General features: G+C 42.4%; 26 protein-coding genes. 15 read left to right on the top strand and 11 right to left on the bottom strand.

Going from position 1 to position 23732, the window contains the following annotated elements; genetic code table 11:
• Positions 1 to 58: 58 nt before the first annotated feature.
• From NH399_RS13160 to pilG, 3 genes are read right to left on the bottom strand one after another with little or no spacing between them, the layout of a single operon-like run.
• Positions 59 to 598 carry a chemotaxis protein CheW gene (locus NH399_RS13160; protein WP_253040759.1) on the bottom strand — a complete coding sequence of 180 codons (540 nt, stop codon included), beginning with the start codon at positions 596 to 598 and terminating at the stop codon, positions 59 to 61.
• A gap of 55 nt (positions 599 to 653) precedes the next feature.
• The gene (pilH, locus tag NH399_RS13165) at positions 654 to 1019 is read right to left on the bottom strand and encodes a twitching motility response regulator PilH (protein WP_253040761.1); all 366 of its coding nucleotides are present in this window, start codon (positions 1017 to 1019) and stop codon (positions 654 to 656) included.
• Between the two features lie 49 nt (positions 1020 to 1068).
• Complete coding sequence (gene pilG / locus NH399_RS13170; RefSeq protein WP_253040763.1) at positions 1069 to 1467, bottom strand: twitching motility response regulator PilG; 399 nt, start codon at positions 1465 to 1467, stop codon at positions 1069 to 1071.
• Between the two features lie 281 nt (positions 1468 to 1748).
• Between pilG and gshB the strand changes: the two genes are divergently transcribed.
• From gshB to NH399_RS13205, 7 genes are all read left to right on the top strand, one after another.
• The gene (gshB, locus tag NH399_RS13175) at positions 1749 to 2702 is read left to right on the top strand and encodes a glutathione synthase (protein WP_253040765.1); all 954 of its coding nucleotides are present in this window, start codon (positions 1749 to 1751) and stop codon (positions 2700 to 2702) included.
• An 11-nt stretch (positions 2703 to 2713) separates the two neighbouring features.
• On the top strand, positions 2714 to 3613 hold the full coding sequence (locus tag NH399_RS13180; protein WP_253040767.1) for an energy transducer TonB: 900 nt from the start codon (positions 2714 to 2716) through the stop codon (positions 3611 to 3613).
• A 69-nt stretch (positions 3614 to 3682) separates the two neighbouring features.
• Positions 3683 to 4249: a YqgE/AlgH family protein gene (locus tag NH399_RS13185; protein WP_253040769.1), complete on the top strand. Its 567-nt coding sequence runs from the start codon at positions 3683 to 3685 to the stop codon at positions 4247 to 4249.
• A gap of 9 nt (positions 4250 to 4258) precedes the next feature.
• Positions 4259 to 4696 (top strand): Holliday junction resolvase RuvX, encoded by a 438-nt coding sequence (gene ruvX, locus NH399_RS13190; RefSeq protein WP_253040772.1) that lies wholly within the window; start codon positions 4259 to 4261, stop codon positions 4694 to 4696.
• Complete coding sequence (locus tag NH399_RS13195; protein WP_253040774.1) at positions 4677 to 5312, top strand: hypothetical protein; 636 nt, start codon at positions 4677 to 4679, stop codon at positions 5310 to 5312. The genes ruvX and NH399_RS13195 overlap by 20 nt, the downstream gene beginning before the upstream one ends.
• Positions 5313 to 5346: 34 nt before the next feature.
• Positions 5347 to 6375, top strand: a complete 1029-nt coding sequence (locus NH399_RS13200) for a 1-aminocyclopropane-1-carboxylate deaminase/D-cysteine desulfhydrase (protein WP_253040776.1) — start codon at positions 5347 to 5349, stop codon at positions 6373 to 6375.
• A 166-nt stretch (positions 6376 to 6541) separates the two neighbouring features.
• Entirely contained in the window at positions 6542 to 7363 is an 822-nt protein-coding gene (locus NH399_RS13205) for a hypothetical protein (protein WP_253040778.1), read from the top strand.
• A gap of 27 nt (positions 7364 to 7390) precedes the next feature.
• On the opposite strand, the gene NH399_RS13210 is transcribed toward NH399_RS13205, so the two are convergent.
• The 5 genes from NH399_RS13210 to NH399_RS13230 all read right to left on the bottom strand — a co-directional run bounded on the left by NH399_RS13210 (position 7391) and on the right by NH399_RS13230 (position 11477).
• The gene (locus tag NH399_RS13210) at positions 7391 to 7966 is read right to left on the bottom strand and encodes an imm11 family protein (protein WP_253040780.1); all 576 of its coding nucleotides are present in this window, start codon (positions 7964 to 7966) and stop codon (positions 7391 to 7393) included.
• A gap of 38 nt (positions 7967 to 8004) precedes the next feature.
• A complete protein-coding gene (locus NH399_RS13215) occupies positions 8005 to 8424 on the bottom strand; it encodes a hypothetical protein (RefSeq protein WP_253040782.1) in 420 nt (139 codons plus the stop codon).
• Between the two features lie 165 nt (positions 8425 to 8589).
• Positions 8590 to 9129: a hypothetical protein gene (locus tag NH399_RS13220; protein WP_253040784.1), complete on the bottom strand. Its 540-nt coding sequence runs from the start codon at positions 9127 to 9129 to the stop codon at positions 8590 to 8592.
• A 79-nt stretch (positions 9130 to 9208) separates the two neighbouring features.
• Positions 9209 to 10348, bottom strand: coding sequence for a PilT/PilU family type 4a pilus ATPase (locus tag NH399_RS13225; RefSeq protein WP_253040786.1), 1140 nt, complete (start codon positions 10346 to 10348; stop codon positions 9209 to 9211).
• Between the two features lie 94 nt (positions 10349 to 10442).
• The gene (locus NH399_RS13230; protein ID WP_253040788.1) at positions 10443 to 11477 is read right to left on the bottom strand and encodes a type IV pilus twitching motility protein PilT; all 1035 of its coding nucleotides are present in this window, start codon (positions 11475 to 11477) and stop codon (positions 10443 to 10445) included.
• Positions 11478 to 11589: 112 nt separating this feature from the next.
• Here NH399_RS13230 and NH399_RS13235 point away from each other — a divergent pair, with 112 nt between their 5' ends.
• The 8 genes from NH399_RS13235 to NH399_RS13270 all read left to right on the top strand — a co-directional run bounded on the left by NH399_RS13235 (position 11590) and on the right by NH399_RS13270 (position 21570).
• Entirely contained in the window at positions 11590 to 12291 is a 702-nt protein-coding gene (locus NH399_RS13235) for a YggS family pyridoxal phosphate-dependent enzyme (protein ID WP_253040790.1), read from the top strand.
• 30 nt (positions 12292 to 12321) lie between these two features.
• Positions 12322 to 13149, top strand: coding sequence for a pyrroline-5-carboxylate reductase (gene proC, locus NH399_RS13240; protein WP_253040792.1), 828 nt, complete (start codon positions 12322 to 12324; stop codon positions 13147 to 13149).
• A gap of 8 nt (positions 13150 to 13157) precedes the next feature.
• Positions 13158 to 13730: a YggT family protein gene (locus NH399_RS13245; protein WP_253040794.1), complete on the top strand. Its 573-nt coding sequence runs from the start codon at positions 13158 to 13160 to the stop codon at positions 13728 to 13730.
• Positions 13731 to 13882: 152 nt separating this feature from the next.
• Complete coding sequence (locus NH399_RS13250; protein WP_253040796.1) at positions 13883 to 15850, top strand: dynamin family protein; 1968 nt, start codon at positions 13883 to 13885, stop codon at positions 15848 to 15850.
• Between the two features lie 437 nt (positions 15851 to 16287).
• Positions 16288 to 16737 carry a DUF4426 domain-containing protein gene (locus tag NH399_RS13255; protein WP_253040798.1) on the top strand — a complete coding sequence of 150 codons (450 nt, stop codon included), beginning with the start codon at positions 16288 to 16290 and terminating at the stop codon, positions 16735 to 16737.
• Positions 16738 to 16838: 101 nt separating this feature from the next.
• Entirely contained in the window at positions 16839 to 17426 is a 588-nt protein-coding gene (rdgB, locus tag NH399_RS13260; RefSeq protein WP_253040800.1) for an RdgB/HAM1 family non-canonical purine NTP pyrophosphatase, read from the top strand.
• Between the two features lie 6 nt (positions 17427 to 17432).
• Positions 17433 to 18641 (top strand): radical SAM family heme chaperone HemW, encoded by a 1209-nt coding sequence (gene hemW / locus NH399_RS13265; RefSeq protein WP_253040802.1) that lies wholly within the window; start codon positions 17433 to 17435, stop codon positions 18639 to 18641.
• 529 nt (positions 18642 to 19170) lie between these two features.
• Positions 19171 to 21570 carry a DNA-directed RNA polymerase gene (locus tag NH399_RS13270; protein WP_253040804.1) on the top strand — a complete coding sequence of 800 codons (2400 nt, stop codon included), beginning with the start codon at positions 19171 to 19173 and terminating at the stop codon, positions 21568 to 21570.
• 214 nt (positions 21571 to 21784) lie between these two features.
• Here NH399_RS13270 and NH399_RS13275 read toward each other — a convergent pair whose 3' ends face one another.
• From NH399_RS13275 to NH399_RS13285, 3 genes are all read right to left on the bottom strand, one after another.
• Positions 21785 to 22147 carry a CZB domain-containing protein gene (locus NH399_RS13275; protein ID WP_253040806.1) on the bottom strand — a complete coding sequence of 121 codons (363 nt, stop codon included), beginning with the start codon at positions 22145 to 22147 and terminating at the stop codon, positions 21785 to 21787.
• A 63-nt stretch (positions 22148 to 22210) separates the two neighbouring features.
• On the bottom strand, positions 22211 to 22642 hold the full coding sequence (locus tag NH399_RS13280) for an N-acetylmuramoyl-L-alanine amidase (RefSeq protein ID WP_253040808.1): 432 nt from the start codon (positions 22640 to 22642) through the stop codon (positions 22211 to 22213).
• Positions 22643 to 22772: 130 nt separating this feature from the next.
• On the bottom strand, positions 22773 to 23288 hold the full coding sequence (locus NH399_RS13285) for a hypothetical protein (RefSeq protein ID WP_253040811.1): 516 nt from the start codon (positions 23286 to 23288) through the stop codon (positions 22773 to 22775).
• Positions 23289 to 23732: the final 444 nt, after the last annotated feature.

Raw genomic sequence — 23732 nt, forward strand, 5'->3', positions numbered from 1 at the left:
GTTTTTGTTCCCAACTACATTTAGATCAAAGCCAAAAGAAAGGCGAATGGCTGCATACTTACAAAGCAACTTGCATAAATGAAGGACTTTCAGCCAAAGCAAATGGGCTAAATACCTTCCACTCCTCTTCACCACGAGTAAACGCGCCCTTGACGTAAGGCAAGATGGCCTCATCGTCATTAACGTCTTCTCTTCGTTCGGAATCATCGAAGTGCTGTAGCCCCAAGACCTCATCAACCATAACACCGCTATGAATGCCGTTATGGTTGATGACAAGAATTCGCTGGCTACGCATTGAAGGGATTGCTTTACGACCAAGAAAGCCGTGCAAATCCATGATGGGCAATAAAGTACCCCGGATGTTAGCTAATCCCTTCACCCAAGAACGGGCGCCAGGTACTTTGGTAAAACCCGGCATCGAAAGAATTTCGGCTACCTCTTTTAATGGAGCAACATACTGAACTTTATTCAACCGAAATCCAACACCGGTCCAAAATCGCTCAGATTGCTCACTCCGAGGCATCGACGACGCAGCACTGCTTCGCCGTTCAATATCTACCAGAATTTCAAATGCAACATTTTGACTGGTTTCTACCATGCTTATTATTCTCTACACGTGTTATAACAAGCTTCACAAGAAGCCTGAGCCAGGCTTAACCTTGCAAAACACCGTTAACCGTTTTCATTAGATTGCTTTCCTGCACGGGCTTAGTTAAATAATCTTTTGCCCCCTGACGCATACCCCAGATTTTGTCAGTTTCCTGATCTTTGGTGGTTACGATAATGACAGGAATATTGGATGTTTCTGGATCTTTCTTTAACTGACGGGTGGCCTGAAAACCATTTAACCCCGGCATAACAACATCCATCAAAACCAAATCCGGTTTCTCTTTTTTCGCACGCTCAACGCCTGCCTCCCCATTTTCGGCGGTAAGCACTTCGTGCCCATGCTTTTCGAGGATACTGCTCAACACATGCGTTTCTGTTGGCGAATCGTCAACGATCAATACGCGCGCCATGTAAAAACCCCCTTTACTCAAGAGTAAAATCTATTAATTCAACTTGCAGCTAGGCGCTCTGCCTGGCTCCACTAACATGTTGACGAATTGCATTAAGCAATTCATCACGACTAAATGGTTTTGTCAGATACTGATCAGAACCAACAATTCGGCCCTTTGCTTTGTCAAACAAGCCATCTTTGCTCGATAACATAATCACAGGCGTACTTTGAAACGCCTTATTATTTTTAATCAAAGCACAAGTTTGATAGCCATCAAGGCGAGGCATCATAATATCGACGAAAATTATATCAGGCTTATGATCAGCAATTTTTGCTAACGCATCAAAACCATCGGTTGCAGTAACTACTTCGCAACCAACTTTCTTGAGCAGTGTTTCAGCGGTTCGACGAATAGTTTTACTATCGTCAATCACCATTGCCTTTAAACCCTCAAAGGAACTATCCATCACCAACCCTCTAAAAGGCGTAACTATACAGACCTTCTAATATCATTAAACGAGATTAACAAAAAGCTTATTTGCCTATTATTGCAGTTTTTTACCACAACTAACCCCTATAATCTACTCTGATTTTACTTAATATAGAATAAGTTAGCTAACAAAGCTAAAGTAAATCATGGAGATCGAAGGCGACCCTTCCTCCAGCTAGTGATAGTCGCCATTACAGGATATACTCATACCACATAAAAAACAGTCACTTAGCCTGAACAGGCAGTAGGAGCGCATCAATGTCACTTTCGATCGGTGTCATTATGGATCCCATAAACACTATCAATATAAAGAAAGATAGCACGTTTGCCATGTTGCTGGAGGCAGAAATGCGCAATCACCAGCTATTTTACATGGAAATAGAAAATCTTTTACTAAGAGACGGACGCCCATTTGCGATCTGCAAACCACTTCACGTTTATGACAACGATCAAAAATGGTTTGAGCTTGGCGCAACCGAAGAAGTCGACCTGGCCGATTTGGACGTAATACTAATGCGCAAAGACCCGCCTTTCAATATGGATTATATTTATTCCACTTATATTTTAGAGCTTGCTCAAAAAGAAGGCTCTTTAGTGGTTAATAATCCAGCAAGTTTACGAGATTGTAACGAAAAACTCTTTACTGCCTGGTTTCCTGAATTGTGCCCTCCAACACTGGTATCTGCACAAGCCAACACCATCAAAGAGTTTGTAGCCAAACATGGAGACGTCATATTAAAACCACTTGATGGTATGGGCGGCGCTTCTATCTTTCGTATCAAAGAGAATGACCCAAATGTGAGTGTCATTATTGAGACACTTACTAATCATGGAAAACAACTTGCGATGGCGCAACGTTTTATTCCAGAGATCACCGAAGGCGATAAACGCATACTCATGGTTGATGGCGAAGCCATCCCCTATTGCCTCGCTCGTATTCCAGCCAGTGGAGAAACCCGAGGCAATCTGGCAGCAGGCGGACGCGGAGTCGCTCAACCTTTGTCAGAAAGCGATAAAGCCATTGCTGCCAAAATAGGGCCAGAGTTAAAAAAGCGCGGACTCTACTTTGTTGGTCTGGATGTGATTGGTGAATATGTCACAGAGATCAATGTCACCAGTCCCACCTGCATTCGAGAAATAGAAGCCGCTTTTGATACCTCAATCACGGCAAAGCTTTTTGATTCCTTAGAAAATACAGTCAACTCGCAATAACGGTAGTAGTAATGTTAGAAAACGGTGTTTTAAAAGAGACAGGCCCCAAAATCAGTGAGAATGATCGACTCACCTTTACCGTGTTTTTGGCGCTTGCCTTCCATGCAATGTTATTTTTGGGGATCGCTTTTGCAGCACCCGATCCCAATGCATCACTGTCTTCACCAGTGATGCAAGTCGTATTGGCGCAATACCACAGCCAGAAAAAACCTGATCAGGCCGACTTTGTTGGCCAGGATAATCAAGAAGGCGGTGGACAAAAAGACGTTGTGCAAACACCAACCACCACAGAACTGGCTCAAATCCCAGACCCTACTCGCCAGGCATCGGTTTCTTCTGTAGAGCCATCCGGTGCCAAGAGTACTCAGCCGCAGCCAGAGTTTCTAACCGCCGACCAAAGTAAGAACACCATTTTTCTGGCCGAGCAAAGAGACGCTCAACAAACCAATGAGAATACCTTGCTTGATACTGCGACTCTGTTGCAAAAAAGCTACGAGCTTGCAGGTCTAAATGCTCGATTAGACGATAAACATCAAGCAGCTTCCAAAGAGAATTTACGTAAACGACAAGCTTCAGCGGCTATTCACCGCTCCTCTGATGCCATGTATTTAAATTCCTGGATGCGCCGAATCGAAGAAGTGGGCAACAAAAACTACCCGGCTGCTGCACGACAAAAGAAAATCTATGGCGATCTGCTGCTTAAAGTTGCCGTTAACCGTGACGGCACCATCCGAGAAGTGAACATTATGGAATCTTCAGGCCATAAAATTCTGGATGATGCGGCCATTGCCATCGTACGGCGAGCGGCACCTTTTGCGCCATTTGATGAAGAACTTAAAAAGGATACTGATGTGCTAGAAATTGTCCGTTTATGGCAATTCCAGCCCGGTGATATTATCTCAACTCGATAATTTTGCCGATTTGCTCAAAAAACAACGAATTTGCCTTGTTTTTTTGATAGTAGCACTCACAATAAAACTATGAGCGACTTTAATAGCCTAAAAAGCCATTTTCTAATCGCGATGCCTTCGTTACAAGATCCCAACTTTGTACAAGGCGTTGCCTTGCTGTGTGAGCACAACGAAGAAGGTGCCATGGGCATAGTCATCAATCATCCTCTTAGCATCACAACCTCAGAGCTATTTGATCACCTGGAAATTCCTCTAGAAACTTCGCTAATGGAACAAGAAGGTTCGGTGATGGCAGGAGGCCCGGTTCAAACTGATCGCGGCTTCGTGGTTCATAGAACAGGCCAGCTATGGCAATCCAGCTTAGACATTAGCGAACAAATCACGATTACCACCTCTCCAGATATTCTGGTCTCAATGGCTCAAAATGGCGGTCCTGCTGAAGCCTTCATCGCGCTAGGTTATGCCGGTTGGGGCCCAGGCCAGCTCGAGCAAGAGATTACTGATAACTCCTGGTTGTGTGTGCCTGCAGATGCCGATATTATCTTTAACACCAAAGTTGAAGAACGCTGGCAAAAGGCCATTGAATTACTTGGCATCAGTTCAGCTCAAATCAGTACCACAGTCGGACACGCCTGATATCTTTTTATGACAAAACCACAAACTCTCCTAAGCTTTGACTTCGGCGAACGCAGTATTGGTGTCGCTTTTGGGCAAGCTATTACGGGTAGCGCCCGTCCCCTAAATGCCCTTAAGGCAAACAATGGTCAACCCAACTGGGATCAAGTTGCTGCACTTTTAAAAGAGTGGAAACCCGATGCATTGGTTGTCGGCTGCCCTTTGAATATGGATGGGACTGAACAAGAGCTCACACTAAGAGCACGCAAATTCGCCAAACGGCTCCATGGTCGCTTTGGTCTAAAAGTTTACGAAATGGACGAACGACTGAGTACTGTCGAAGCTCGCAGCCGACTGTTTGATGAAGGCGGTTACCGCTCACTGGAAAAAGGCAGGATAGACAGCGAATCAGCTGTCATCATTATGGAATCCTGGTTTAGTTACGGCGATGATACCCCTGCGTATTAAGCAAACTCATTGCACCGCCTACACCGCCCAAACATTTATCGTTGAGGCTGATATTCTTGATAGCTTTCAGGCCTCAGCTTCCTATTATGAAGTCGCCATTAATAATAAAGCATACCCCGTTCTATCCATTCACGAAAACAAGCTAAAACTACTCAGCTCAGAACAAACTCTGCCGCAAACCCTATCATTAGTTCCGAAATCCATTTCGATTGAAGATCCTGAACTTATCATTACCGATAGCAATGGCTTAATCATTGCCAGCCATCTGTTGCTTAAACATCAAAAACAATGGCAAGCCAAACGCTTATTACTCATCAGCAATTATCAGGAGAACACGCTCTTTAAACCGAGACCATCACAAATCATGGTGAGTTCTATCCCTCCATACGCTATAGCCTCCGTTCCACTGTGGGAAGATCTGGGTTTTGCCAGTCGCCTTTGCCATCCGGATCACCCCGGCTGTTATGACGAATCTCCACTTTCACTAAGCCAACGTCTTAAAAGCTCAGATAGTGAAATCGAATCCCTACTCTTGATTGGTGATTTTTCAGAAGAGTTAGATCAATGGGATAAAGAATTTCCCTGTTTCAATTATTGGTCAGTTAAATTAAGCTAAGGCACCACTTTGCAGCAAGGAATGCCAAACAGTAATGAACCAAAAACCTCAAATTTTTCTGCAATATCCTTCTCTCGAAAATAACATTCCCTGGATACCTCTGATAAATGCCCCTACGCCAGTAGAGCAGTTAGAACTTCCACAAAATAGCGAATATGGTGCCATCGACAATTTATGGATAAAACGGGATGACCTGACTCATTCTCTGTATGGCGGTAATAAAGTCAGAAAGCTGGAGTTTATTCTGGCTGATGTTATCAGGAAGAAGAAAAGAAACATTGTTACCCTGGGGGCAATAGGCACTAATCATGGCATTGCCACTTCACTGTTTGGTCATCTAAAAGGCATTGGTTGTACTATTTATACTTTCGATCAACCAGTCACATCGACGGTGAAAGAAAACCAGAAGTTACTCGAGCATCTGGGAACGACATTAAAACACAAAGGCACGATCCTTAGAGCCGCTTTAAGTTTTTATTGCAGCCAAGTTTTTAGCAGAGCCGGTGCTTATTATCTGCCAGCTGGCGGCTCGAGTCTTTTAGGCTGTCTGGGGTTTGTTAATGCGGCGTTTGAGCTCAAGACTCAAATAGACTCTGGACTACTGATAGAGCCAGACTATATTTATTGTCCTGTTGGCTCTAGTGGCACACTTGCCGGGCTAACCCTAGGCTGTAAACTGGCTGGCTTAAATGCCTCTGTAATTGGTGTTCGAGTAGCGCCTTCACATCTGGGTGTTATCCCCATTTGCACGACAAAAACTATCAGCACTCTGATGGAAAAAACCTATAAATATTTAAGAAAACTGGCTATTGAAGTTCCAGAGATATCTATGCCAACAATAGATCTTAAAGAGTCATTTTATGGGGATGGATATGGCTGCCCGACAGAGTCAGGAACCAAAGCCATTAATTTGTTCAGTAAAGCAGATATAAAACTAGAGTCTACCTATACAGCAAAATCAGTGGCGGCGGCATTACAGCACTGTAAAGAAAGTCCTGACAAAAAAACTCTATACTGGCATACTTTTAACTCAGTTGATACTTTATCCCAGTTAAGTAATTAAAGAGTCTAAATGGAATATAACTCAAAGAGGATCACAAACTGGTTTCAGATACTATGAATCGATAGCGTTTCTCTTTTCAATTAGCGACTAGGGGAATTTTTAAGTGTTGAACCGTTTAAAAATAATCATTAACACTTAGTTTATAGGAAAATATTAAGGTTTATTCGTGGACGCTAGTAAGTTATTTGATTTTTCGATTTTCGCTGGAGAGCTTGCTCTCAGTGTGATTATAGATACTTTGCCACGTGCAATTGGCTTCGGGTTGATAGGGGTTATTTTATCAATACTATGCTTAAGTTTTGTGCACAGAAGAAAAATGTATTATAGAGAAAAAATATTGTGGAACCTTGCAACGAAATTGCATTATCCATTGTGGATGTTTGCTTTTCTGATATTTGGTATGGTCTGCGGCTCAATAAGTGCAACGAAGTCTATTGCTGTAAAAACCTTGGATGAACAGCTAGAACCTTTTTTAGTGTCAAAACTTCCAGAGCTTAAGGAGTTTCTGACATCCAGATTACCCGCTCAATTTGGTGATGAATTGCTTACTGTTAACGATGCCTCACAGTATTTCAATGAACAGTTATCTTTACGAGAAGAGCCAGGGAAAAGCACATCCAAAAATGGCATTGAGAATTATATTAGCCAGGAACTAAGTGATCGTATAGCTATCTATATGATGGAATATACGTTACAAGAAGTGATTAAGGAACTGGGATTAACCTCAGGGTTAGACGATAACATAGTTGAGTTTAGCGCTATTCTACTTGTGACAGTTGACTTTTCTAACATAGAAAAAAGTGCAGCTCAAGCTACAACAAAGATAGTAAAGAAACAAACTAAAGCTGCTCTAAATACTTTATATCTTAATGCTCTCCTATATTTCCTCTTGTTCATTAGCATACTTTGCTTGGAGCCATTACTTTATTATAAGTGGTGGCTGCCACGAAATAAGAAGCCACAAACTTACGAAGAACAAAATATTTGAAAACCTAACTTTTGCATCTCAAGATAGCTACCCTACCCCGTTATAACCTTTCGCAGGAGGAAAATACAGCCCCGTCACTCCCTCAGATTCAAGCAACTCTGCCAAGTCAGAGCGAATAATAATCACCGACCCCCAGTGCTTAAGACGAAACAACTTGCTGCTTGGAGGAATTTTATCTTCGTTGAGAACCATACTCTCACACCCCATAAGCTCCTCTGGCGCCAGAGGGTTCCATTCAACCACTGAAGCCTCTTGATCGATACAATCAACGATCTCCTTGGGGTGAAGAATAAAGTAATTATCGGGTTCTGGATGGCCTTTGTGGTTCAGAATAGTCACGGGAAGAAATTCTATATTCCCTTCGGGCAGCTCTTTAGCGAGAATGTCGACGATTTTTTGAGAAACGATTGGAAATATCGAGCCATAAGGATTATCGACAAGCTCTATGTCCTCTGGATAATCATCATCCATTGGGACAGTAACATCATCGGGCCAACTGCAGTGCAAGTCCTCACCCAGATATTGTGACTCATCATCTACAAGTGGCGAGTCTAATACGCAATACCCATCTTCCTGGTCGCTACTCCACCTTAAAAACTCCATCGTCTATCTCCTGATAAATTCTTTTGATCTTCAAGTCATTACTTAAAGTCATTGCCTCTAAACTGCTTAACTTTCTCGACCAATGCCATTACCGCTTCACATTGTTTTTGAGTGCCTTTACTTAACTCACATTTCTTTGCTCGGACCTCAAAAAAATTAATGATAGAGTTATCCATTTTCGATTCTATATCAACTCTTATCTTTTCCTTTTCTGGGCTCTCAGAAATAAAAAAGCAACCACGATATTGAGAGTCGACTTTCCCATCTAACAATATCCATAGGTTTTTCTTATTTCTTCTATCTATTTGAAAAACCATGCTTCCACCATCGGTCATCGAATAGAACTCCACAATACTAGCGTGATTTAATTGAAGAAAACCTTCACTGGTTGCTTCGGCCAGTTGGAAGTAAGCAGAAATAATAAAGAATGTGGCGATCTTCACGCATGTTTTAGTCATAGCAGTCTATCCGCAGCTTTTCCACTCATACTCTACGCGATTCATATCTTCTTAAAGTAGGCTATATTGCAGAAAATGAAAATTTACCTCGGTAGAATTTTTTAACTTTATGTTCTAAAAAGAGCTTTAATATCCTAGGCACTAAGACTCTTTATACTATCTAACTTAAGGTAAGCACTTATCAGCTTTAATCGCATAGACAGTATCACCTAAACCAAGATAAAGCGTTCTGCCATCTTTCGAAAACACCATATCAGAGAAACTGGTTCCATCAATTTTACTAGCAAATACATCGGTATTTCTCCAGGCATCAGCAATAAGTAATTGATGTTTAGATATATCAAGAATGTACATATGATTACCAAAGGGGCCTGACTGACCAAAGCGAATAGAGGTCAGGCTATTTAGTTTTCCTGACTTAAACATTTTCGACATGCTACCATCACTGACAATACGCCAGACTTGCGGGTTGCCAGTGTAGTTATCAGCAACATATAAATCTGCGCCAAAGTCTCCACCTCCACCAAAAATTATATGACGAGGCGACTGATTGACTGTCCAGTTTGTCGGCGCATCAAATAAGCGGCTGCGTGTGCCTGCATGATCCAGTTTATACAAAAAAAGTACATCACTGGAAGCTCCCTGAAAATCCATCACATAAAGACTACCCGGCAAACTTCCCGCTGCATTTTTTTTATCTCTCAAAAAGTTTCCTTTGAACATACTGCAAAGAAGCAGAACATGACTCGATTCCTTTGAGTCATGCTCACTTATCTAGTTCTTCTTAAAACGGTTCATCCTGCTCTTCTAATGTCATACCACCCACGCCACCGACGCCAGTTTCAAGACTTAATTCGGACTCATTGCTATCCAACTTAATCATCAGACGCAGATCGTTTGGAGAGTCCGCATGATGAAGCGCGTCTTCATAAGTCACTTCACCTGTTTTAAATAATTTGAACAGGGCTTGATCGAAAGTTTGCATTCCGTGTTCCGTTGATTTAGCCATCAAATCTTTGATCAAATGCATTTCACCTTTACGGATGTGATCAGCAACCAGTGGCGTATTGATTAATACTTCGATAGCCGCTCGGCGACCTTTTCCATCAGGGGTTGGAATCAATTGTTGTGCAACAATCGCGCGAAGATTTAATGACAGATCCAATAACAGCTGATGACGCTTTTCTTCCGGGAAGAAATGAATAATCCGATCCAGTGCCTGGTTAGCGTTGTTTGCGTGAAGAGTACACATACACAAGTGACCCGTTTCAGCAAAGGCTACCGCATAGTCCATGGTTTCTGAAGTTCGAACCTCACCAATCAAAATAACATCAGGAGCCTGACGCAAAGTATTTTTCAATGCTGCTTCAAAGGTCTCAGTATCTAAACCAACTTCGCGCTGAGTAATAATACACTTAGAGTGCTGATGAACAAACTCGATAGGATCTTCGATAGTGATAATATGACCAGTTGTTGATTGATTACGATAACCAATCATTGCCGCTAACGATGTTGACTTACCAGTACCGGTTGCACCCACAAAGATAATCAAACCACGCTTGGTCAAAGAGAGCTTTTTTAATACCGAAGGTAAACGCAATTCGTCCAACGTTGGAATTTGCGTTTCTATTCGACGTAGAACCATACCAACCTGATTGCGCTGCTGGAAAGCACTCACACGAAAACGGCCAACATTGGAAGCACTAATAGCAAAGTTACACTCACGGGAGCGAGCAAAGTCACGACGTTGTTCTTCGTTCATAACACTCAGAACAACTTCTCGAGCTTTTTCTGCGTTGAGTGCGCGCTGTGTAACAGGCATTATTTTCCCGTTAATTTTTATTGACGGTGGAACTCCTGCTGTAATAAAGAGATCCGAGGCTCGTTTTTGAACCATGAGTCGTAAGAGTGCTTCAAAATCCATTATTGTGTACCTGTTGTTTCAGCCGCTATTAGTTACTCATCAAATGATGCAATAGCCAACTTCTCATAACTAAAAAATAAATGTTCTCAGCAAATTAGAAATCTTCTTTCGCTTTTGCTTTTTCGCGGGCATCGTTACGATTAATCAGCCCTTTTGCCAGTAAATCTTTTAAACATTGATCCAATGTCTGCATACCATGCTGCGCTCCCGTTTGAATGGAGCTATACATCTGTGCCACTTTATCTTCACGAATCAAGTTTCGAATTGCAGGGGTACCTACCATGATTTCATGGGCCGCCACTCGGCCGCCACCCACTTTCTTAAGCAGTGTTTGCGAGATTACCGCTTGCAATGATTCGGATAGCATTGAGCGAGTCATGTCTTTTTCGGCTGCTGGAAATACATCAACAATACGGTCAATGGTTTTTGCAGCAGACGAGGTGTGCAAGGTGCCAAACACTAAGTGACCCGTTTCGGCTGCGGTTAACGCAAGACGAATGGTTTCAAGGTCACGTAGCTCCCCCACCAGTATGATGTCGGGATCTTCACGCAGTGCAGAACGCAGTGCTTCGTTAAAGCCCAGGGTGTCACGATGCACCTCACGTTGGTTAATGAGGCAACGTTTACTTTCGTGGACAAATTCTATTGGGTCCTCTACGGTCAAGATATGTCCGTAGTCGTTATCATTGATATAGTCGATCATGGCAGCCAGTGTCGTACTTTTACCAGAACCTGTTGGTCCTGTTACGAGCACTAATCCTCGAGGATGCATACAGACTTCTTTAAAAATAGCCGGAGCGCCTAGTTCTTCAAGCGTTAATACCTGAGAGGGGATGGTACGAAATACCGCACCTGCACCACGATTATGATTGAAGGCATTCACACGAAAACGTGCAACACCGGGTAATTCAAACGAGAAGTCCGTCTCTAGAAATTCTTCGAAATCTTTACGTTGCTTATCGTTCATAATGTCGTAGACCAGACTATGAACAGTTTTATGATCCAAAGGAGGTACATTGATCCGACGAACATCACCGTCTACACGGATCATAGGCGGCAGGCCCGCCGACAGGTGTAAATCAGATGCTTTGTTTTTTACACTAAATGCCAGTAATTCAGTTATATCCATTCGTTCTCGCCCCGGATTTTCTAGTTTTATTGCATAAATTTAGTAATAATGCACCGAATTAATTCTAGTCGTTGAACTCAGTTTTGTATTGGACTAACTTGAGCGTAAAAGAATGACCATCGAACAAAATCTAAATAAGGTAAATCAACTTTTACAAGATGCCATTGAAGAGGCCAACCGAACTGTTAACTCTGTCACATTGTTAGCAGTGAGTAAAGCGCAGAAAATCAATAACATAGGTGAGGCTTACGCCGCCGGTCAAAAAGCATTCGGCGAAAGCTATGTGCAAGAAGCAGTGGATAAAATACAGGCGCTTCGAGAGTATGATATTGAGTGGCATTTTATCGGTCCGATTCAGAGCAACAAAACGCGAGATATCGCCCAGCATTTTGACTGGGTACAAAGCGTAGATAGGCTCAAGATTGCTCGACGCCTCAATGAGCAGCGTCCAGAAGAGCTTGCGCCATTAAATATTTGTGTTCAGGTCGATCTTTTTGCCGAGTCCTCAAAACAAGGGGCGACAACCGAAGAGCTCAAATCATTGCTAGATTATGTCTGCGATGCTCCCCGACTCAATCTCAAAGGCATAATGGCCATCCCTCCTAAGCAACAAGACACAGCACAACAATTGAAACAATTTGAGCAGATCTCACAGTTGTTTCTTGACTATCAGCACCAATATCCATCATTAACGACTCTTTCTATGGGCATGTCACAAGATATGACAGCGGCCATAGCAGCAGGCAGCACTATGGTGCGAGTAGGGACAGGCATTTTTGGCCCGCGCCCAGCTAACTGGAAACAACAAATTTAATCACCAGCAATACTTAAGAGCTTTGTGTTCATGACGTTACCAACTTCTCTCAATGAAATAACCTTCGGCTTTATCGGCGCTGGCAATATGGCATCGGCCATTGTCCGAGGGCTGCTGGCGGCAGGCCATGATCCCAAAAAGATCATGCTTTCTAACCCAACTCGAGCCAAGCTTGACCAATTGTCGACAGAGCTGAACGTGCAAGTCACCCAATCTAATCAGGCTGTCTGTGATACCGCTGATGTTCTGATCCTGGCGGTGAAACCACAAATGATGACCGCCGCTTTAGAAGATTTAGAATTTACCAAGGTTCATTGCGTTATCTCTGTTGCCGCAGGGCTAACCACCAGCCAACTGAGTGCCCAAGTTAACCAGATGCCCGTCATTCGCTCGATGCCTAATACACCCGCAATAGAATTGCAGGGTGCTACGGGATTGTATGCCGACAGTGCAACCAAAGCCGCCTATCATCCAGTTGCAGAATATTTGTTCGGCGCTGTAGGCGAATTTGTCTGGTTGGAAAAAGAAGACCAGATGGATATAGTGACCGCAATCGCTGGCAGCTCTCCAGCCTATTTCTTCTACTTTATCGAAGGAATGATTGAGGCAGCTAAGGCTCAAGGTATGACCGAAGAGTGCGCCAAAACGTTAGTCGTCCAGAGTGCGCTCGGTGCAGCAACGCTGCTAAAAAATCATCCAGATGTAGACATTGCAGAACGCCGTCAGCAGGTTACCTCACCCGGAGGTACCACAGCGGCCGCCCTAACCAGCCTGCAGCAAGACCAATTACAGCAAATTGTTGCTAATGCAGTGGATGCAGCTATCACTCGCGGCCAAGAATTAGCAGCCAATCATTAGGAGAACCAATGACTATCGTATTAACTGTTTTCGCCATCTTAACCAAGTTGTTTATGGTGTTTGTACTGTTGCGCTTTATAGCCCAGTACTTTAAGGCGGACTTTTATAATCCTGTCACTCAGTCGGTAGTAAAGTTGACCAACCCTGTACTCGCGCCCTTACGACGTCTGATCCCAGGCTTTGGCGGGATCGATCTGGCTTCCATCATCTTAGGTTACTTTTTGTCATTGGCGATCTTGGGATTTGCTTATAATTTCTGGCAAGGCTATGAGGTTCAGTTACTAACCATATTGCTTGGTGGTTTACTGGAGTTGCTGTACGCACTGTTGGATTTGTTCTTCTACCTGCTTATAGGTCGCGTTATTGCTAGCTTCTTAATGATTGGCACTCAGCTGATGAATAATCCCTTTGTCCAATTGGTTATCCAGCTAACGGATCCTATTTTGCGCCCATTCCAGCGAATTATTCCCCCTGTTGGTATGATTGACTTTTCAGCAATCGTTGTTTTTATAATAATCACTTTGTCACAGCAGGGATTACTCAGCTTGGCTGGTAGTATGACAGGAATGCGCTTGATTTAATCTATAAAAGTGATGCTTTGTGTCAGTTTTTTTGACAAAGCTAATAAAAAACCTGATTAAATATCTGCAAATGTGCGTTTTTTAACGTTATTTTCTGCTAAAATGAGTAAAGTTTAGACAACCTAAATAGGTTTAATTGTAGGTGTAATGTTATGGGGCCCAAGCAGTTTGTTGATTCAGTAGGAGAATTTGGTCGCTGGAAAGAGTCCATTGCCAAAGAACTTAAAGGATTCCGTTTGTGGTTACGTAGAAATCAGCTTTGTACTGAAGAAAACGATAGCCGCGTATCCCACATGCTGGAGTCGCTCAAAGCTGAGTATCTGACCATCGCATTTGCTGGTGAATTTTCTCGTGGTAAAACCGAGCTTATCAACGCCATCTTTTTCGCCGATTATGGTCAACGCATTCTGCCTTCTCAAGCGGGCCGAACCACCATGTGTCCGACCGAATTATTGTTTGATCAAAGTTCTCAGACCTCTTACCTGCGCCTGCTCCCTATCGAAACCCGACTACAAGACGTTGCTTTGTCTGACTATCGAGATATGAAAAGCCACTGGGTCGACATTCCTCTGCTAACACATTCTCCACAAGAAATGGCCCAGGCCATGCAAAGCATCACGCAAACCAAAAGCGTGTCTCGTGTTGATGCTATTGCACTGGGTTTTGATGCTGCGACACTGGAAGAAAGCGAAGAAGCCCCCGATAAAGTCGAAATTCCAGCTTGGCGACATGCCATTGTTAGCTTCCCTCACCCATTGCTTAAGCAAGGTTTGAGAATCATCGATACTCCCGGATTGAATGCATTGGGCAGTGAGCCAGAACTCACCTTTAACCTGTTACCTCAAGCTCAGTCCGTTGTTTTTGTTTTAGCTGCTGATGCGGGCGTCACAGCCAGCGATTTGCAGATCTGGGAAGAACATATCGAGCAATTAAAAACTCGTCCCAACCTCGGTCTGTACGCTGTATTGAATAAAATTGATGCGCTATGGGATGATCTGGCGGGCCGTAAGAAAACCGAAAAAGCCATCAATCGCGTGATTCGCCAAACCGCTCGCCATCTGAAGATCAACGAAACCGACGTGATTTCGGTATCTGCTCAAAAGGCTCTATTAGGTAAAGTAAAAGATGACAAAGCGCTGGTTCTAAAAAGCCAGATTGATGAATTAGAAAACGTGCTCTCAGAGACTATCCTCGGCAACAAAGAAAGCTTGCTCTGGGATGGCATTTTGGAACAATCCACTCATTTGATAGAAGACTCCAAACAAGTCCTGAGAAGCCGAAAAGAACAACTCGAATCACAAAGAGGCGAATTAGAACAACTACAGGGCAATCAAGAAACCGAACTACGAGAGCTGTTAGATAAAAGCCGCGACACTCAAGAAGAGTTTAAAAAACGCCACCTGACGTTAAAACCCAGCCAACGCTTGCTAGAGCGGCAGACCGAAATCCTGCTAAACACCGTGAGTCGTAAGACTATGGACGAGATGATTCAGGCAACGCTACAGGATCTGGTAAATAGCCGCACAACCGTGGGCATGATGCGCACACTCAAGCGTTTCTTCCGTTCTATCGAAGGCATGATGAACGAATTCTGCCGCGAAGCAGAGCTCAGTAACAAAATGGCCGAGTCCATGTACATCAAGTTTCAACGCGACTTCGGTATCGAGCTTCTCTCTCCTCGTTTGATTCAAGCCAAGAAGACACGTCGCGAACTACAGCATGTATTAGATAATGCCAGTCAGCTAAATCACAATTTAATCCTGACTTTGAGTGAGCAAAGTGTTGCAGTAAAACGCTTCTTCACCACAACCGTGCACCAGGTTTCTCAGTTCCTTAAACAAGTACGCAAAGAGCTGCGTCAATGGTCTATTGATGTGATGAATCCTTTAGCCCACCAGGTTAACTCACAAAAAGAACTGATGGAAAACCATCATGAAGAGTTACTGTCACTACAGCACACTGATGCCACCATTGAAGGACGTTTAAAAGCTCTGAACATTCTGATACTGGAGCTAGATACTGAACTCGTGAATGCGGAAGACTCGCTCAAAACGCTGCGACAATCAGCCCCTTCAAAGTCTTCTGAAAACGTCGTCGAGTTTGCTCGCGTTAGACGTTAAAACTCTTTTCAATACCTGCTGAACATGGGTTTGGCAGGTATCCTCTCCGCACTCAAAGCGATTGCTTATTCAAGCTCTATTACAAGCCCTACGAATTGTGTGAAACACTTCGTAATTCACCGAACCTGACTCGATCTTATAAATCCGGTACTCTATATTTAATAGGAGCAGTGACCAGCTCTTGCCTCAGTATTTAGCTTGCAGTTTCACTGGTTACTTACAGTTCTTTACGTGCTTAAACTATACCCCAAGCATTTCACACGACATGTAGGCGACAAGCAAACGAATCCCCAGAGCTTAGATACTCTAAGTGGCAGGGGGGGAGTTCGCGCAGTCAACACCCGTGCCGTTTGAAAGACGACGGGGATATACCCCAAACAAGATTACCTGTATGGGCTACGCCTCCACAGATATTCAGTCACTCGATGGAGATACCAATGAACATTCGCCGCATCATCAGTCTTTGTGTCAGTTACGTACTGCTCACCATTTGTTCCAGCGCACAAGCAGAGCAAAGCAAAAATATCGGTGACTATGTGGTGCATTACAATGCATTCACCAGTGACTTTATTTCTCCCGAAACAGCGCGCCAGTATGGGATTCAACGTTCTAAAGCGCTGGGTCTGGTTAACATTACAGTGCTTAAACAAAATACCAAGACACCTGTAGGCACGAGTGCCAATATCATTGGCAATGCCTACAACTTGGCAGGACAAAACAAAGATCTGGCCTTTAAAGAAATCCGTGAGGGTGATGCAATCTACTACCTTGCCAATTTTCGTTTTGCCAACGCAGAAAAACTGACGTTTAAATTGAAAATCACGCCGCGCGGTGAAGAAACGCCACTAGACTTTCAATTTACTCAGCAGCTTTATACCAGCAAATAATTCATCATCGCTTATCTTTGACAATAAGAATACCCATTCCAGCAGGTATTCTTATTGTATATTCGCTACAATAGCCCTTTCATTTTTATCGCGCGTACATCATGTCGAACAAAATTGTTTTAGCCAGTGGCAACCAAAAGAAAATTCAGGAGCTGCAAGATATTCTTGCTCCACTAAATTATGAAATCGTTCCTCAAGGTTCATTGAATATCGATGACGCTGTAGAAGATGGATTGTCTTTTGTTGAAAATGCCATCAAGAAGGCTCGTCATGCAGCCAAGTTGAGCGGCTTGCCAGCACTTGCCGACGACTCAGGTATCGAAGTCGACGCGATTAATGGTCAGCCTGGTATTTACTCGGCTCGATTTTCTGGTGACCAGGCGACCGATCAAAAAAACAACGAAAAGCTATTAAGTTTGTTAAAAGACACGCCAGAGGCTGACAGGACAGCACGTTTTCAGTGTGTCATTGTCTATATGCGACATGCCGAAGATCCCACCCCCATCATCTGTCAGGGCAGTTGGGAAGGCCGCATTCTTAAAGCACCGCAGGGTGATAGTGGCTTCGGCTATGATCCTCTGTTCTATGTATCCGAACACCAATGCTCGGCGGCAGAATTGAGTAAAGAGCAAAAGCATGCTCTCAGCCATCGTGGCAAAGCGCTTGCGTTACTCAAAGCAGCACTCTAACAACTTATGCAACACCTGACTCAACTCCCCCCGCTGTCACTGTATGTCCATATTCCTTGGTGTGTACGTAAGTGCCCCTATTGCGATTTCAACTCTCATGAAAATCGCCAGACTATGGATGAACAAGCCTATATTGATGCCTTGGTCGCCGATCTGACGCAGGAGCTGCCTGCTGTCTGGGGCCGCCGTTTATCCAGTATCTTTATTGGTGGCGGTACGCCTAGTTTGTTTTCGGCTCAAGCCATTGATTCTCTGCTCAGTCAGATCAGAGCATTAATTCCATTCAATGGGGATATCGAAATCACTCTGGAGGCGAATCCGGGTACTGCTGAGGCAGATAAATTTAAAGGCTTCTTCCAGGCAGGGATCAACAGACTTTCAATTGGTGTACAAAGCTTCAATGATCAACATCTACATACGTTAGGGCGCATCCATAAAGCGAATGAAGCGCTTAAAGCCATAAAAATGGCGCAAGAGGCCGGATTTGAGCGCATTAATGTAGATTTAATGCATGGTTTACCCGAGCAGACACAAGCACAGGCCATGCAAGATCTGGCCACTGCGTTTGATTCTGGCGTCAGTCATTTGTCTTGGTATCAACTGACCCTTGAGCCCAATACACTGTTTTATCGCCACCCTCCCAAGCTCCCAGCCGACGATGCCTTGAGCGATATTCAAGATGCCGGAGAAGCCCGTCTAAAAGACGCTGGATTTAATAAATACGAAATCTCAGCCTACGCCAAGGCCCCTTCACTTCAAAGCCGACATAATCTTAACTATTGGCAATTTGGTGATTATCTGGGTATCGGTGCGGGCGCTCATGGCAAAATCACTTTGCCAGCAGAGCAAAAGATCCGACGCTACAGCAAAAAACGCCACCCCAAAAGCTATCTCGATGCTAGCCAGCCCTATTTGGACAACCAAAAAACACTCGCGATAGAAGAACTGCCGTTAGAGTTTTTTATGAACACCATGCGTTTGACCCAAGGAGTAGATCAACAACTGTTTTTTGAGCGAACAGGGTTAACGCCCGCTCTGATAAACGACAACATAGAGCAAGCAGTCTTCAAAGAACTCTTGGATACAACGGAAGGTATTTATCGACCGACCCCATTAGGTCATAAATTTTTAAATGATTTGCTCGAGATGTTTATGCCGGAGAATCTGTCTCCCCGGCTCAGACAATCCATTGATGTGCTTAATCTCTCAAATTAGGCTTGTAGGTGCTTTTAAGGGCAGTGCCTACTAACATCTTTTAAGCGCTCTAGACCTCTAATAGAGCTTTTATAGCCACGAGATCCCTAACGCTTCTTTGCGATTCTACAAACTCCACCACCAATAATCAACAAAACGTTTCATTTCGAAAACAACACCACTTAAACACCAAAACTGGCTCAAAATACAAACTTAACTACTGATCAATATTTAAACTTTATTGCAGTACAATACCAAATGTTTTTCTCTGAAAATCCCAAAACTACCTCTTTTGACACTTTACTAAAAAAGCTTATATCTAGTACGTAAATACTACTTGCATAACTGGTCCAACCATTTATATAATCTCGCACAAGGATATCATAAACGGATTTTGTGACGTCCTTCCTTGCTAAGAAGATAATAATAATTTACGGAACATTTACAAAAATTTCTCATGGAATTGAGGAAATATTTCATAGCTTAGTTGTTAAGCAGTTATCGGGGGCATTCAGCTCATCATAAACAACATAAAGGTTAAAAGTCGTATATGGATAAACTACGAGCGTTTCAAATTAAAATTGAAGAACAAGGGCGTGATCTAGGTCATGCACGTTATGATAAACAAATCACAAAAGCACAAAAAAAAGGAAGAGAAGACCAAACAACATACGGACGTAAAAAGTTAGCAGAAGCATTCCCAGAGCTAACTGAGGGTTTTACATTGGCACTAGAAAGTAAGACAAGGCCCTCTATCCCTGTAAAGTTGGTTAAAGGCTTCGTTGATCCAGAAACATTATCATTTCTAACACTCAAAAGAATCATGGCCCGCTTAACGTCTGCCAGAAGTATGACTAGCGTTGCTATGCGTATTGGTGAAGCTATTGAATTAGAGGTGTTATGGAACTCATTAAATGAAGAAGCACAAAAACACTATGAAAGTATCATGCGGAAAGATAAAGGAGCAAACGAAAGAGAGCGAACACAAACACTCAATTATGTAAACAAAGAACACGGTGAACTCCACAAAAGTTGGGAGGATGATCAAAAACTTAAAGTAGGCTTATTCTGTATCGATACTTTACTTGTACATAGCGATTGGCTTGAAGTTATCCCACCACAAAAAAAAGGAGGTCATAAAGCGCTAGCTCCAACCGCATCTATGAGGAAATGGATTGAAGAAAACAAGGCGAAATATCGAGATTTATCACCAATGTATTTACCAATGATAACTAAACCCAGAGACTGGAACATTCGAAATATTAAATCAGGATGTTATCTAACAGATGCTCAAGAAAGCTTACCGTTAATTAAACGACAAATCCCAGAGCAAAGAGATTTAGTTTACAAAAAGAATCCTGAGAAAGTCTTTAAGGCTCTTAATCTTATCCAAAGCACAGCCTGGAGAATCAGAAAGCCAGTTTTAGATTTGCTTAATACGATGATTGATAAAAAGGATGAGTTAGGTTTACCACCAAAAAAGTTTGTACCGCAAAAAGACATCAAAATTTCGGATGAAATGAACTACTGGAAAAAGAAGGAAGTTGATAAGAAAAATAAAGCGTATGAAAGTCTAAGAGTTAATATGGCTACCAATTTGCAAACAGCAGAGCAATTTAAAGACTTTGAGAAAATCTATATTCCATATCAACTAGATTCTCGTGGGCGTGTCTACGCGGTTCCAAGTCTAAACCCTCAAGGTCAGGACTATATCAAAGCCTTGCTTGAATTTTCAGAGCCAAAACCATTAGGTAAACATGGACTTTTCTGGCTACACCTTCACGCGGCTGGTTGTTTTGGAATAGATAAAGTAAGTTTTCGAGAACGTTACTACTGGGTTAATGACAATATAGAAGAAATCCTTATGTCTGCGGACGATCCAATTAAAAACCTTTTTTGGACAAAAGCTGATAAGCCGTTTTTATTTTATGCTGTGTGTTTAGAGCTTAAGGGTTATGTTGAGCAAGGCGATGACTACCAATCAAGAATGCCTATTGCTTTTGATGGCACGTGTTCTGGACTACAACATCTTGGAGCTGCTTTTAGATGCTCTGACACAGCAAAGTCTGTAAATTTGTTACCACCTAATGAAGTAGAAGACAGTCCCGAAGACGTTTATCAAGAGGTATCTGATATTGTAACGGACATACTTTTAAAAAATGATGATGTCTTTGCGAAAACTTGGCTAGACTACGCAAACGGACGTTTATCAAGAAGTGACTTAAAAACATGTGTAATGACATATTCCTACGGCTCTAAGGCATCAGGATTTCAAGATCAATTATATACTGGAGTTATTAAACCAGCACTTGAAGAAGGTAACTTCAAACTTCCTGATGGTGATAAGTACGGTCACAAGTGTGCTCGTTACTTAGCCGAAATTGTAGAGTTTGTTATAAAGAATAAAGTTGTAAAAGCAGAAGAAGCTATGAACTGGATGCAGGACAGTGCAGGATTAATTGCATCGAACAACAAGCCTATTAAATGGACTACACCACTTGATTTCCCGGTGCTTCAACTGTATCCGAAAACTGAGTTAAAAACTATTAACACCAGATTATCTGGAGGACGTTATCAAATTAGCTATAGGAAAGAGCTTGATAAAATCAACACGCGAAAGATGCGAAATGCTATCAGCCCTAACGTTGTTCACTCATTAGATAGTACCCACTTAATGATGACCGTTTTAGAAGCTAACAAAGAATATGGATTAACAGATTTTTGTTTGATTCATGATTCTTTTGGGGTTCATGCAGGTGACTCTCAGGAGTTTTTCATACTTATCAGAAAAACATTCATTGATTTATATGAACAACCTATTTTTGAGAAGTTAAAACTAGAGTTTGATGCTCAAATGACACCTTCTAAAAGAAAGAAAGCACCGCTTTTACCAGCGTGTGGTGACTTTGACTTGAATGAAGTTAAGGAGGCGCTATACGCATTTAGTTAAACAAGAAAAATGCCCTCACTCGAATCGGGCATTCTATCAGAGTGTCATTTGAGTGAGGGGTAGGGAAGAAAGTATAAACAAAAATCTCTTTTTGTCCTTACTTACAGTACACTAATAAGCTTAATAACTCAGACATAGCACGAGATGAATTAGCACTATATCCAACTTGAATGTAGTACAACTTTTAACTAATTCAAGCTATTTGGCACATCGTTCACAAAGAATCTTGCCAAGCTTTCATTGTCTTTGTAAGTTCAGCAGATAGTCTTGAAAACTCACTTCCTAAACCTATACGTTGACTTGCAGAGTTTTTATCTCCACTCAAAGCCACTTCTAAGATTGAACCAGCCTCTTTGTGAAAGTCTGCATGCAAATTAACAACAGTACTATAATAACTTGAACTCTTCGCTTGGGGATCTATCCGCCCATGTAACCATTTGCCAAATGAACAATTGTTATCTTGCTTAACTTTAGCGGGTGTTGATTCGCATTTACCTGTATCAATAGCATTGCGCAGCTTATTTTTCCATTGGCCGTGAGCTGCTATCGCTTTACTTATCTCATCGTATGTACTCATAGAAATCTCTCTAAGTAAAAATAAATGTAAGAATAGAACATAATTTTCATGCCTACCAAAATCTCAGAAGGAGCTTAAAAACAACGCCCGAACATCAATACAGGGGCAATCCTTACCCTTATCTAAATCTCTGTGTCCTAGAATCTCCTGAATCGGAAAGCGTAGCCTTAAGTCACCATAGAGCTTCTTCAAGGTCTCATACTGTGCGAGCGTGTAATTGGCGTCTGGCTTGCCGTTCTCATCAAGCCCACCTATGAGACACACACCGATAGTTTGAGCGTTATAGCCCCGAACGTGAGCGCCTTGATATTGTAAGGAGCGCCCAGACTCTAAGGAACCATCACGATTAATCACGAAATGATAGCCAATGTCAGACCATCCCCGTTCCTCTGTGTGCCATCTTTTGATTATCTTAGCGTTTACCTTCATGCTTGGCTTTGTGGCGCTACAGTGGACCACAAGGCCGTATACGTTTAATTTATTTAGTTTTCTCATGTCTTTTCATTTTCCTTAATGAATTGTTTCGTTTGATTGTTAAATTTGAAAGGGGCTTAGGACAGCCCCGAGAATAGACTTATATAAAATTACATTGGGGAGTTAGAGCAAACTTGGTGGAATTCAAGTTTTACGCTGCCACTCTAAAGACAGCTTGAGGCTTTTTTCTTATATTCTCCTTTTGTAAGCTCCAGTAAATCTCTTGATAATGATTGTGCTTAAAGCGGCCTCCAACGTCGGTATTTCGAATCGCATCGACCATTAGAATTGTTGGTCTTGATGTTAACCCTCGAAACTTCCTATAGACCTGTAAGCAAATCAAGCCATTCAAAAGCAAAGTTTCATTGCTTTGAGGTAATGTCTTTAAGTTTATCTTTGGTGTTAGTGTTTTGCTTTTTATGAAGAACTGAGATACACCATTATCAATGAACTCCTTTAGCTTGCTTAAAGGGACCTCTTTTCTTACGTTTGAATAACCTCCAAACACCAAATCTTTCTGAAAGTAGCTCGCAATCAATCCATAAGGACCATACTCACTTGGTAAGTTGGCTTTGAGATAAGCTGTTAAACTACCTTCATCAACACTTAATTCATATTCTTTAGTTGTGCCAACACGACACCACTCACTTTCCGTATAAAGTTTCATGACGAAATACCTTTTAGTTTTAATTTAAAGTGAGCAATTCCGTTTGCTCAAAGTTATCTAGGGGATATAAGCCATCCCTTGCTTAACAGAAAAATCAATTTTAGAAATAACGACTTATTGAAGGCTAGTCAACAATCCCCCTTACTTTTACAGCCCTCTAAGTAACATTTAACTTTGTTAAAGTCAGTTTCTTTGAGTGTATTAACAGCAATAACAGTCACCAATGATACCACTCTCAAGACTACAACCAAGCACTTTAATATAGCACCAGAATTTTCTGAATCATTAACGTATATCCAAACAGTGCTGTTTTTTTGGCTTATTAACAACTCTCTATTCCGAGGCAACCCTATGCTGATTCTGGTTCTTGACATCCTTCTTAATCCTCTTAACTCGTTACTTTGCGAGCCACACTGTACCGCCCCATTCTCTTGAACATACTAT

This window comes from Pleionea sp. CnH1-48 (assembly GCF_024124665.1).
Classification (GTDB): Bacteria; Pseudomonadota; Gammaproteobacteria; order Enterobacterales; family Kangiellaceae; genus JAMXSB01.